Origin of the sequence: Variovorax sp. RCC_210 (assembly GCF_041355175.1) — a bacterium.
In the GTDB taxonomy this organism is placed as follows: domain Bacteria; phylum Pseudomonadota; class Gammaproteobacteria; order Burkholderiales; family Burkholderiaceae_C; genus Variovorax.
Genome location: NZ_JBFUPJ010000008.1, coordinates 146,471 through 158,732, shown reverse-complemented (window position 1 = coordinate 158,732; position 12,262 = coordinate 146,471). Strand labels below are relative to the sequence as shown.

Annotated in this window: 13 protein-coding genes; all 13 read left to right on the top strand. The window is 66.1% G+C overall.

Features of this window, described 5'->3' with window-relative positions:
• Positions 1–134 precede the first annotated feature (134 nt).
• The 13 genes from fliE (at position 135) to cheA (ending at position 12,246) form a co-directional block, all read left to right on the top strand.
• Entirely contained in the window at positions 135–458 is a 324-nt protein-coding gene (gene fliE, locus AB6807_RS22250) for a flagellar hook-basal body complex protein FliE (protein ID WP_116910974.1), read from the top strand.
• A gap of 176 nt (positions 459–634) precedes the next feature.
• Entirely contained in the window at positions 635–2,293 is a 1,659-nt protein-coding gene (locus tag AB6807_RS22245; protein ID WP_371086265.1) for a flagellin, read from the top strand.
• 205 nt (positions 2,294–2,498) lie between these two features.
• Positions 2,499–2,846, top strand: a complete 348-nt coding sequence (locus AB6807_RS22240; protein ID WP_165840387.1) for a flagellar protein FlaG — start codon at positions 2,499–2,501, stop codon at positions 2,844–2,846.
• Positions 2,847–2,928: 82 nt separating this feature from the next.
• Positions 2,929–4,368, top strand: a complete 1,440-nt coding sequence (gene fliD / locus AB6807_RS22235) for a flagellar filament capping protein FliD (protein WP_371086264.1) — start codon at positions 2,929–2,931, stop codon at positions 4,366–4,368.
• Between the two features lie 32 nt (positions 4,369–4,400).
• On the top strand, positions 4,401–4,820 hold the full coding sequence (gene fliS, locus AB6807_RS22230) for a flagellar export chaperone FliS (RefSeq protein WP_116910978.1): 420 nt from the start codon (positions 4,401–4,403) through the stop codon (positions 4,818–4,820).
• A gap of 52 nt (positions 4,821–4,872) precedes the next feature.
• Positions 4,873–5,205: a flagellar protein FliT gene (locus tag AB6807_RS22225; protein WP_165840388.1), complete on the top strand. Its 333-nt coding sequence runs from the start codon at positions 4,873–4,875 to the stop codon at positions 5,203–5,205.
• Positions 5,206–5,268: 63 nt separating this feature from the next.
• Positions 5,269–6,579, top strand: a complete 1,311-nt coding sequence (locus AB6807_RS22220; protein WP_371086263.1) for a flagellar hook-length control protein FliK — start codon at positions 5,269–5,271, stop codon at positions 6,577–6,579.
• Complete coding sequence (locus AB6807_RS22215; protein WP_371086262.1) at positions 6,576–6,866, top strand: EscU/YscU/HrcU family type III secretion system export apparatus switch protein; 291 nt, start codon at positions 6,576–6,578, stop codon at positions 6,864–6,866. Before AB6807_RS22220 ends, AB6807_RS22215 begins: the two co-directional genes overlap by 4 nt.
• A 346-nt stretch (positions 6,867–7,212) precedes the next feature.
• Positions 7,213–7,593, top strand: coding sequence for a flagellar transcriptional regulator FlhD (flhD, locus tag AB6807_RS22210; RefSeq protein ID WP_116910982.1), 381 nt, complete (start codon positions 7,213–7,215; stop codon positions 7,591–7,593).
• Entirely contained in the window at positions 7,590–8,180 is a 591-nt protein-coding gene (gene flhC, locus AB6807_RS22205; protein WP_116910983.1) for a flagellar transcriptional regulator FlhC, read from the top strand. Before flhD ends, flhC begins: the two co-directional genes overlap by 4 nt.
• Before the next feature lie 77 nt (positions 8,181–8,257).
• Positions 8,258–9,118 carry a flagellar motor stator protein MotA gene (gene motA / locus AB6807_RS22200; protein WP_116910984.1) on the top strand — a complete coding sequence of 287 codons (861 nt, stop codon included), beginning with the start codon at positions 8,258–8,260 and terminating at the stop codon, positions 9,116–9,118.
• Positions 9,119–9,160: 42 nt separating this feature from the next.
• Complete coding sequence (gene motB, locus AB6807_RS22195) at positions 9,161–10,057, top strand: flagellar motor protein MotB (RefSeq protein WP_116910985.1); 897 nt, start codon at positions 9,161–9,163, stop codon at positions 10,055–10,057.
• 56 nt (positions 10,058–10,113) lie between these two features.
• The gene (gene cheA, locus AB6807_RS22190; RefSeq protein ID WP_371086261.1) at positions 10,114–12,246 is read left to right on the top strand and encodes a chemotaxis protein CheA; all 2,133 of its coding nucleotides are present in this window, start codon (positions 10,114–10,116) and stop codon (positions 12,244–12,246) included.
• Positions 12,247–12,262: the final 16 nt, after the last annotated feature.

The window sequence follows — 12,262 nt, the reverse complement described above, 5'->3', positions numbered from 1 at the left end:
AACAGCCGGGGTTTTCGCCCTCAGTTGCGCGCTTGAATCGGGGTCTTCCCTTGATACGCTGCACGCCAGCCGGAGGACCCAGCGTTCTCCTTGTCAAGTCACGCAGAAGTGTTCACACAGGAAGAAGAGATCCCATGTCGATCAGCGCCATCGAATCCGTCTTGCAGCAAATGCGCGTCACCGCGCTCAACACCGGCATCGGCCCGGCCAGCGGCGCCGCCGCCCCTGCCGAGGCCGGCGGCTTTGCCGCCGAGCTGAAGCGCTCGCTCGCCAACATCAGCGGCGCGCAGCAAAGCGCCTACGCACAGGCCGAGTCCTTCGAACTGGGCAAGCCCGGCGTCGCCCTGAACGACGTCATGGTCGACCTGCAGAAGGCCAACGTGGCGTTCCAGACCGGCCTGCAGGTCAGAAACCGCCTGGTGACGGCCTATCAGGAAGTGATGAACCTGCAGGCTTGAGGGGCCTGGTTGGGTGACTGGCGCGGCCTGTGCAACTTTTTTGTACGCCGCCCTAAAGGTTTGAAGGCACCCGCCGATAACCAATTCAACGATGGCTTGAGTCTCACAGCGGAAGCGGGTCCAGCGTTACGGCCGATGGCCGGAGTCACACAACCTTTGTCAATCAGGAGTCCAACATGACGCAAGTCATCAACACCAACAGCCTTTCGCTGCTCACGCAGAACAACCTCAACAAGTCGCAGTCGGCGTTGAACAGCGCCATCGAGCGCCTGTCTTCTGGCATGCGCATCAACAGCGCCAAGGATGACGCTGCCGGCCAAGCCATTGCCAACCGTTTCACGGCCAACATCAAGGGCCTGACGCAAGCAACGCGCAACGCCAACGACGGCATCTCGATCGCTCAAACGACCGAAGGCGCTCTGACCGAAGTCAACAACAACCTGCAACGCATCCGCGAACTGTCGGTGCAAGCCGCCACGGGCACGAACTCGTCGACCGACCTGGACTCGATCCAGTCGGAAATCGGCCAGCGCCTGGACGAAATCAACCGCGTGTCGGACCAGACCCAGTTCAACGGCGTGAAGGTCCTCTCGGCCGACGCTGGCAAGCTGACGGTTCAAGTCGGCGCGAACGACGGCGAAACCATCGACATCGACCTGCAAGAAATCAGCGCCAAGACCCTGGGTCTGGACGGTTTCAACGTGAACAACACCGGTTCGAAGAACAAGGCTGCCACGTCTTCCGACCTGCTGGTCGCCGGCTTCGCCGCAGGCACGACCACCAACGGCGTCACGCCTTACACCCGCACGCTGACCGCCGCCAAGAACGGCGCCACGGCCAACGACGTGCTGGCCAAGATGCAAGACGGCGGCACGGTCACCTCGACCGGCGGCGCAACGTACACGTACAGCGCAGCCACCAAGAGCTACACCGCGTCTGAAGCCGCGCGCAGCCAAGCCAACACGCTCGCATCGCTGACCCCGCCGGCTGGCACCAGCGTGACCGCCACGGTCAAGCTCGGCACCCACTCGATGGACGTCAAGATCGACAGCAACGGCGCCCTGACCGACGCTGCCGACGGCTCGGCCCTGTACCTCGACACGTCGAAGAACCTGACGAAGACCGGCGGTGGCACGACGACCGCTGCAACCCTGTCGGCCGTGCTCGAACAAGCCACCGGCATGGCCGCCGCTGGCGACTCGATCACCATCGGCGCTACCGGCGCTTCGTACACCGTGGTGACGGCAGCTGCCGGCGCCAGCACCTTCGCGGTCGCCGGTGAAAAGGCTTCGGCCGACCAGGTCGCAGCGAAGATCAACGGTGGCGCTGGCTCCATCGACATCGACGGCGCTGGCGCTACCACTGCCTACGCAGTGGCAGCAGCTGGTGGTGCAGTGACCGGCGCCTTCATGGGCGTGAGCGGCCTGACGACGGTCGCCGCCGAATCGATCAACCTGAACGCCAACGGCGTGGTGACCGACGCGCAAGGCAGCACTGTGTACGCCGACTCGACGAAGGCCGGCAAGCTGACGACCAACGCAGTGAGCGACGCCAAGTCGACGGTCGACCCCCTGAAGACCCTGGACGCCGCCCTGTCGAAGGTCGACAAGCTGCGCTCCTCGCTGGGTGCGGTGCAGAACCGTTTCGACTCGGTGATCGCCAACCTGGGCACCACGGTGACCAACCTGTCGTCGTCGCGTTCGCGCATCGAAGACGCTGACTACGCCGTGGAAGTGTCGAACATGACCCGCGCGCAGATCCTGCAACAAGCCGGCACCTCGGTGCTGTCGCAAGCCAACCAGACCACGCAAGGCGTGCTGTCGCTCCTGCGTTGATCGACAAGGGCTAGTTAGAAGCAAGGCAAGGCCGGGCACCACCCGAACAGGGTGGGGTCCGGCCGGTGCAGGTCCCCGGAAGCAAGCCGGACCCGGCCTGCGCTGTCCTCTGCGGCCATGCCCTCGGCAACGGGAGCGAGGCCGCAGAGGACAGCGAAGAACAAAGAGCAGTCAAACAAGTCAGGTGGAAAAAATGTCGAACCCCGTGCCAGCAAACCCAGTGAAGGACAACCCGTGGACGCAGATGCTCGTCGGCGGCGCCTCGGGTGCGAGCGCGGGCGTGCGCGGCCTTTCCACCGCGACGAAGAGCGAAGCAAAGGAAGAGGCTTCGCCGGTGCAGGTCGAGCAGGCCGTGCACCAGGTGAACGAGTCGCTCGCGCTGCGCGAGGTCGGCCTGCAGTTCGAGGTCGACAAGGACACCGACAAGCTCATCGTGAAGGTCGTGGACCGCAGCAGCGGCGAGGTCATCCGCCAGATTCCCAACGAGGAAGTCGTGCGCATCGCCAAGCTCATGAGCGACGGCAAGGGGCTGCTGGTGGACCACGCGGCCTGAAGCCGCCTGAATCCGCCTGACCCCTCCTTGAAGCCACATTCGATTTTTCATCTGCAATCGCAGTAATCAGGAATACACACACATGGCAACGATCAGCAGCCTCGGCGTTGGCGCCAACCTCGACCTCGCCTCCCTGCTCACGCAGCTCACCACGGCAGAAAGCCAGCCGCTGGTGGCATTGCAAGCCAAGGCCAAGAGCTACACGAGCAAGCTGTCGGCCTACGGCACCATCCAGAGCGCGCTCAGCACGCTGCAGGCGGCCGGCAAGAAGCTGGGCGACCCGACGCTGTTCCAGAGCGTGACCGGCACGCCCACCGTCAGCGGCATCCTGTCGGCGACGGCCACGGACTCCAGCGCCGCCGGCAACTTCACCATCGACGTGAAGCAGCTCGCGCAGGCGCAGACCGTCATCAGCGCGGGCCAGGTCGACACCAAGACCGCCATCGGCAACGGCAAGATCACCATCGACTTCGGCCAGGTCACGGGCGGCACGCTCGATGCCACCACCGGCAAGTACACCGGCGCCACCTTCACCGCGGACGCGAGCCAGCCGTCGAAGTCGATCACCATCGACCCGACCAACAACACGCTCGAAGGCATCCGCACCGCCATCAACAACGCCCAGGCCGGCGTGACGGCCACCATCGTGAACGACGGCAGCGGCGCACCCAACCGGCTGGTGCTGACCTCGTCCACCACGGGCGAGAAGTCGAGCATGCGCATCTCGGTGGCCGGCGACGCGCCGCTGCAGAACCTGCTGAACAACGACCCGGCCGGCACGCAGAACCTGAAGCAGACCTCGGCCGCGCAGAACGCGCAGCTGAACGTGAACGGCATCGACGTCACCAGCTCGACCAACACCGTGAAGGAAGCCATCCAGGGCGCCACGCTCACGCTGGTGAACACCGGCAAGACCGGCCTGTCGATGAAGGAAAACACGGCGGGCGTGAAGTCGGCAATCACCGATTTCGTGAACGCGTACAACGCCCTGCAAAGCAGCGCCAAGTCGCTCACCACCTACGACGCCGACACCAACACCGCCGCCGCGCTGGTGGGCGACAGCACGCTGCGCAACCTGCAGACGCGCATCCGCCAGGCGCTGACCACGCCGCAGGCCGGCGGCCCGAACGACATGAAGGTGCTCACCGAGATCGGCGTGGCCTTCCAGAAGGACGGCACCATCGCCATCGACGCCACCAAGCTCGACAAGGCCCTGGCGACCAACCTGAAGGGCGTGGCCAACCTGTTCTCCAGCGCCACCGGCAGCACCGGCGGCTACGGCAAGCAGATCGACGCGCTGGTGACCGACTTGAACAACGGCGCGCTGAAGATCGCCAGCGACGGCGTGACCTCCACCATCAAGCAGCTCGACACGCAGTACGACGCGATGCAGCTGCGCGTGGACTCCACCGTGGCCCGCTACAAGGCGCAGTTCACGCAGCTCGACGTGATGATCAACAGCATGAACAACACCAAGACCTACCTCACGCAGCAGTTCGAAGCGATGAGCAGCAGCAAGTAATTCAGCAGAACGAAAAACTGGAGCAGCAGCCGATGTACACCCCCCACAACCTTCGCACCGGTGCCGGCGCGTATGCGCGCGTCGGCGTGGAAACCAGCGTGATGAGCGCGTCGCCGCACCAGCTCATCGTGATGCTGTTCGACGGCGCCAAGACCGCCATCGGCATGGCGCGGCACCACATGGTGAGCGGGGAGGTCGAGGCCAAGGGCCAGTCGATCTCCAAGGCCATCGGCATCGTGGACAACGGCCTGAAGGCCGCCCTCGATGCGAAGGCAGCCGGGGAGGCCGGCGCCGAACTCGTGGGCAACCTGTCCGCGCTGTACGACTACGTCGTGCGGCGCCTGTTCCAGGCCAACCTGCACAACGACGTGCAGGCCCTGGACGAGGCCGGGCAGCTGCTCGAAAACGTCGCTTCCGCATGGCGGGAGATCGACGAGCGCAACCGCGGCTGACCAGCGCAGCCGCGGAGGGAGATCACAAATGACAACAGAGATAGGGAACAACATGGCAGTCCGGAGTGAGGTCGTTCATTGCTATGAAGAGCTGGCCGCCAGCGTCGCGCTGATGCTGGTGCTTGCACGCTCGAAGGAATGGGGCAAGCTGCCCGAGATCGAGACGCGTTGCTCGGGGCTGGTCGAGCGCTTGCGCGCCATCGAGCCGCTGGAGACGCTGGACGCGATCCAGATCGAGCGCGTGCTCGCCTTGCTGGACCGCATCCGCGAAGACCAGGCCGAGGTGTCGGGCCTGATCAAGCCGCAGCTGGACGACCTGATGACCCGCATGGGCCACCTGCACAAGCAGAAGAGCGTGGGACGCGCCTACGGTTCGACGCATTGAGCATTGCACCGAGCGCCCGACCTGCCTTCCCCCGCCTGAATTTCCTTACCTGACGCCACCCCCATGACTGGACTCGCCGGACTGATCGACGCACTGCTGGCCGCACGGCTCGCGCCGCGGCTCGACGTGCTGGGCATCAAGGGCGAGACCACCATCGGCGCGCCGGGTGCGGCCGTGCCCATCGGCAAGGTCGACAACGACGTGCGGCTGCCGTCCAACGCGGCGCTCGACCGCCAGCTGCCGGGCGCGCTGCTCGGTGGCGCGGTGCACGCCGGCGGCGGCGCACCGTCTTCGGTGGACACGCGGCTGTCGGTGGCGGCACGCGTCATCGGCGCGGTGCTGGCCGACCTGCAGGCCGAGCCCGGCCCGGTGCGCGGCACGGTGCCGCTGTCGGCCTCTGGCCAGCAGCCCGCCAGCGCCGCGGCACTGGCCGGCGCGCTGGCACGCACGGTGTCCGACAGCGGGCTCTTCTATGAATCGCACCTGGCGGAGTTCGCCACCGGCACCCGCACGCTCGCGCAGATGACGCGGGAGCCGCAGGTGCGCTGGGCCGGTCCCGTGGTGGCGCAGCCCGCCGCGGCGGCGGCAGCGCTTGCCGCGGTGCCTGGCGTGGCCGATGCGTTGCTGCCGGCTGCCGCGGCCGCGTCGACGCCGGCTTCTGCCGGTGAAGCGCAAGGCGATGCGGCGCGTGCCGCTCCTCAAGCGGGCACCCCCCACACTGCGGCGCCGCATGCGGCCCCGGCGAATGCCGCGGCCCAACCCGGCGCCGCGCAAACACATGACGCGGGCGCATCGGTCGACGCGTCGCGCCTGCAGGCTGCCTACGGGCAGGCCGACGGTGCTGGCGGTCGCGCCACGGTCGATGGCGACGCGCCGTCGCACCGTACTGGCGACATCGCGCGCCTGTCCGACAGCGCAGCCGCATCGTCAGCGTCCGCATCGCCCGCATCGGTGACGGCGCCGCGTGGCGAAGTCATTCACCCGCAAGCGGTCACGCTGGTGCACCAGCAGCTCGACCTGCTGGCCACCGCCGCCTTCCGCTGGAGCGGCCAGGCCTGGCCCGACGTGCCGATGACCTGGTCCGTCGAGGAAGAACAAGACAAGCCCGCCGCCCGCGAAGGCGCCGGCGCGGTGGAAGAGGCCGAGCGCCGCTGGTCGACCACGGTGTCGCTGGCGTTGCCGCGGCTGGGCGAGGTCGAGTTGCGGCTGAGCCTGGCGGGCGCGTCGGTGCAGGCGCACCTGTCGGCGCGCGAAGCCACCACCACGGCGCGGCTGCGCGGCGATGTGGGCCAGCTTGCCAAGCGCCTGGAGGCCGCGGGCCTCGAGCTGCAGCAGTTGCAGGTGACTGAAAAAACCATGGCGGAGGCGGCATGAGCGGCCCCGCCCTGAACGAAGCCCTGGACGACCGTACGAGCGCCATCGCGCTGTCGTACGCCGACAAGGGCAAGGCGCCCGTCGTCGTGGCCAAGGGCTACGGCGTGGCGGCCGAATCGATCATGCGCGAGGCGCGCGCGCACGGGCTGTACGTGCACTCGTCCGCCGACCTCGTGAAGCTGCTGATGCAGGTCGACCTCGACCAGCAGATCCCGCCCCAGCTGTACCTGGCGGTGGCCGAGGTCATGGCCTGGCTCTACGGTCTCGAAGGCCGTGCGGCGAATTAATCAAGGCAGTAGATCAATGCAAAGTCATGGGCATTCATCCGACCGGTTTGGAGCCGCATAAAACGCCATTCCCCGAATGGACGAAATGCCCATAGTCTTTATTAATTCGCCAATTGAAATGAATACATTACTGCCGAAAGTGTATCTTTGTAACCACTGGTTGCAGGTCGCTGCTCGCACCCTCGTTGGCAACTTTGCCACTCTGACAGAGGGAGTGAGTCACCTTGATGTCAGACTTGTCCTACTTTTTTTGTCGCCATCTCTTACAAAGTTCTTCAAAGTGTAAAACTTTGTGTATAGAATGTATACACGATTGATTAGAACCATTGTGGACTGGAGATCGGAAATGGAAAAAGACGTGGAAAATAGCAATTTCAATGCAGGCGGCGTGATTTCTAAGGAAATCGGCGAGATCAACCTGGCCTATATGCTGCTCGCGCAGAAGCTGGTCAAGCAGGACCGGGCCGAGGCCATGTTCAGGCTCGGCGTCGGGCGAGAGCTCGCCGACCTGCTGGCGAACATGTCGCTCAGCCAGATCGTGAAGCTCGCGGCATCCAACTTCCTGCTGTGCAGCTTCCGCCTGGACGACCGCCCGATGTTCGCGGTGGTCGGCGAAGGCAAGGAGCCTGCATTGCAACAGGCTCATATGTCGATCCTGATGGCGGCGCGACAGATCCAGGCCCAAGGCCAGGGCCAGATGCGCGACCTGGGCGTGGCGGCTGCATGACCCCCCGCAAGAGCGTCCTTGGCGAAGTCCGTGAAGTGCAGCTCGCTGTCGAGCTGATCGGGCTCGGTGCAAGACTGCAGTTCCTCGAGGCGGCGGTCACGCTGAGCCGCGAGCGGCTGATCCGCCTGTACAAGGAGCTCAAGGGCGTCTCGCCGCCCAAGGGTCTGCTGCCGTTTTCTACCGACTGGTACATGACGTGGCTGGCCAACATTCACTCGTCGATGTTCTACAACATCTACCGCTTCATGCTCGATGAAGCCGACGAGAACGAACTGCCTGCGCTCATCAAGGCCTACAGGCTCTATGTGGAACAGGTTTCGTCGCAGGGCGGCGAAGTGGTGCTCGACTTCACGCGCGCCGAGACGATGGTGCGCTTCTTCGACAGCGACATGCTGCAGCTGAGCCCGTGCAGCCGGTGCGGTGGCCACTTCGTGGCGCATGCGCACGATCACAAGAATGGATATGTGTGTGTCTTGTGCCGGCCGCCTTCGCGCGCGGGCAAGGCACGCAAGCCCAAGGCCGTGGAAGTGCGCCGGGGCGGACTGGTGGCCGTGGGCCCGACGCTCGACCTCGGCGGCGCGGTCTAGGGGAAAGTGCCTCGCGTCCGGTTCGTGGACGTCGGGGTTTGGTTTGTTTGACGCCCGAGGGCGATGAGGGGTAGCCCGTGCTGGTTCTGGTTGGATACATCGTGGTGATCGGTGCCGTGTTCGGTGGCTACGGCCTCATGGGCGGGCACTTCGGCGTCCTGTTCCAGCCGATCGAACTGCTCATGATCGGGGGCTCAGCATTGGGCGCGTTCATCGCGGGCAACAACGGCAAGACCATCAAGGCGACCATCAAGGAGCTGCCGCTGCTGCTGCGCACCTCCAAGCACAACCGCCAGCTCTACATGGACCTGCTCGCGCTGCTGTACGAGCTGCTCGCCAAGGCCCGCAAGGAAGGGATGATGAAGCTGGAGTCCGACGTGGAGGACCCGGCGCAGAGCGAGATCTTCTCGCGCTACCCGAACATCCTGGGCCACGAAGGGATCACCGTCTTCCTGTGCGACTACCTGCGCCTGGTCATCAGCGGCAACACCGACGCCCACGAGATCGAGGCCCTGATGGACCACGAGATCGAGACCATCCAGCACGAGGCCATGGTGCCCGGCCACAGCCTGTCCCGCGTGGGCGACGCATTGCCCGCGCTGGGCATCGTGGCGGCCGTGATGGGCGTGGTGCACGCGCTGGCCTCGGCCAACCTGCCGCCCTCGGAGATGGGCGCGCTCATTGCGCACGCCATGGTGGGTACCTTCCTGGGCGTGCTGCTGGCGTACGGCTTCGTCTCGCCGCTGGCCTCGCTCATCGAGCAGAAGGTGTCCGAGGGCATGAAGATCTACCAGTGCGCCAAGGTCACGCTGCTGGCCAACCTGAACGGCTACGCACCGCAACTGGCGGTGGAGTTCGGCCGCAAGGTGCTGTTCTCGACCGAGCGCCCCTCGTTCACCGAGCTGGACGACCACGTGCGTGAAGTCAAGGCGCGCTGACGCTCGCACCGCAAGAAGAACCGAGCGAACGAGCAAGCGACCATGAGCGAAGGCAAGCCGAAGATCATCATCAAGCACGTGCACAAGGCGCACGGCGGCGGCCACCATGGCGGTGGCTGGAAGATTGCCTATGCCGACTTCATGACGGCGATGATGGCGTTCTTCCTGGTGATGTGGCTGCTGTCCATCTCCAGCCCCAAGCAGCGCGACGGCATTGCCGAGCACTTTCGCATGCCGCTGCGCGTGGCCATGAACGGCGGCGACAAGAGCAGCCTGAGCAGCAGCATGATTCCCGGCGGCGGCGCCGACGTGATGCACGTCGAGGGCGAGGTGAAGAACACCGAGGCCACCAGCGAGGACGAGGCCGACGCCAACCGCCTGGCCGAGATGAAGCAGCAGCTCGAGGAGCTGATCGCCAAGAGCCCGGTGTTCCAGCAGTTCCGCTCGCAGATCCTGATCGACATCACCACCGAGGGCCTGCGCCTGCAGATCGTGGACACCGAGAACCGGCCGATGTTCGAGCTGTCGAGCGCGCGCGTGGTGCCGCACATGCGCGCCATTCTTCGCGAGCTGGCGCCGGCGCTGAACGTGCTGCCCAACAAGATCACGCTGTCGGGCCACACCGACGCCATCGTCTACACCAACGACCGCTCGTACGGCAACTGGGAGCTGTCGGCCGACCGCGCCAACGCCTCGCGCCGCGAACTGATGATCGGCGGCATGGCCGAGGGCAAGGTGCTGCGCGTGATCGGCCTGGCCGACAGCATGCACCTGGACAAGGCCGACCCGCGCAACCCCATCAACCGGCGCATCAGCATCATCCTGCTGAACCACCGCACGCAGCAACGCATCGAGCGCGAGAACGCGAACGAACCCGTGGGCACGCGCATCGGCAACGTGCCCCCGGCAGCTCCCAAGGCGACCGTCGCGTCGCGATAACGAAGACAAGCAACACCCAGGGGCCGGCGCGAGAGCGGCGGCCCGGAGCACACGAGATGGACCTCAGTCAATTCACCCAGGCATTCTTCGTCGAAGCCATCGAGCTTCTCGCCGAGATGGAGCAGCTGCTGCTGCAGCTCGACGTCGACGCGCCCGACAGCGAACAGCTCAACGCCATCTTCCGCGCGGCCCACTCCATCAAGGGTGGTGCGGCGACGTTCGGTTTCACCGCCTTGACCAACACCACGCACGTGCTCGAATCGTTGCTGGACCGCGCCCGCCACGGGCAGCTGGTTCTCAGCGCTCCGATGATCGATGCCTTTCTGGAAACGAAGGACGCCTTGCAAGAACAACTCACCGCCTACCAGGCCGGCAAGGAGCCGGAAGCCGACATGGTCGCGCACATTTGCGGCGTGCTGCAAAAGCTCGCGCTGGAAAACGCCGGCGCGGCCTCCGCGCCAGCGGCCGCACCGGCCCCCGCGCCGAAGCCCGCACCGAAGCCCGTTGCCGTGGCCCCTGTGCCGGCACCCGCACCCGCGTCCGCCGAGCCCGAAGCGGCCGCCTCCGGCGACGGCGTGCTGCGCATCCGCTTCGCGCGCCTGTCCGACAGCGAATGCGAGCTGCTCGCCGGCGAGCTCACCAACCTGGGCACCGTGCGCTCGCGCACCCGCACCAACGACCAGCTGACCGTGCTGCTGGAGACCTCCTGCGACCCCGACGACATCGTGGCGGTGTGCTGCTTCGTCATCGACGAATCGCAGATCGATATCAGCCGCGAGGGCGCCGGTGCGCCTGCCGAAGCGACCGCCGAGGTCGCCGCCGAGGTCGCCGCCGAGCCGGAACCCGCCGTCGCGGTGGCGCCTGAGCCCGAACCCGAGCCCGAGCCCGTGGTGGTCGCCGATGCACCCGCCCGCCTGGCCGCGGCACCCGCGGCCTCGGCACCGGCGGCACCGGCCGGCGCCAAGGAATCCAGCTCCATCCGCGTGGACGTCGAAAAGGTCGACCAGCTCATCAACCTCGTGGGCGAGCTCGTCATCACGCAGTCGATGCTCACGCAGGCCGCCACCATGCTCGACCCCGTGGCGTACGAGCGCTTCCTGAGCGGCCTGGGCCACCTGGAGCGCAACGCGCGCGACCTGCAGGAATCGGTCATGTCCATCCGCATGATGCCGATGGACTACGTGTTCAGCCGCTTCCCGCGCGTGATCCGTGACGTGAGCGCCAAGCTGGGCAAGCAGGTGCGCCTGGACACCTACGGCAAGGAGACCGAGCTCGACAAGGGCCTCATCGAGCGCATCGTCGATCCGCTCACGCACCTGGTGCGCAACAGCCTGGACCACGGCATCGAGACGCCCGAGGTGCGCCTGGCCAAGGGCAAGGACGCCACCGGCCAGCTGCTGCTTTCGGCACAGCACCATGGCGGCAACATCGTGATCGAGGTGAGCGACGACGGCGCCGGCCTCAACCGCGAGCGCATCCTGGCCAAGGCCCTGCAGCAGGGCATGGCGGTCAGCGAGAGCATGCCCGACGAGGAGGTGTGGCAGCTCATCTTCGCGCCCGGCTTCTCCACCGCCGAGCAGGTCACCGACATCTCGGGCCGCGGCGTTGGCATGGACGTGGTCAAGCGCAACATCCAGGAAATGGGCGGCCACGTGGAAATCCACTCGCGCGGCGGGCAGGGGACCACCACCCGCATCGTGCTGCCGCTGACGCTGGCCATCCTGAACGGCATGTCGGTCAAGGTGGGCAGCGAGGCCTACATTCTTCCGCTGAGCTACGTCATCGAATCGCTGCAGCCGCTGCCGGAGCACCTGCATTCCATTACCGCCGAAGGCCACGTGATCCGCGTGCGCGGCGAGTACCTGCCGCTCATCGAGCTGCACCGCGTGTTCGACGTGAGCGGCGCGCAGACGCAGCCCACGCAAGGCATCCTGGTGATCGTGCAGGCCGACGACAGCCGCTTCGCGCTGCTGGTGGACGAGCTGCTCGGCCAGCACCAGGTGGTGGTGAAGAACCTGGAGACCAACTACCGCAAGGTGCCGGGCATTTCGGCGGCCACCATCGTGGGCGACGGCAGCGTGGCCTTCATCGTCGACGTGGGCGCCATGCCGCGCATCCAGCGCGCGCAGGCCGCGAGCGCCGCCGCCCTGGCGGGCGCCGCCCGGAGGACCGACGCCATCGCTCTCTGACACCCAAGACGGAGAC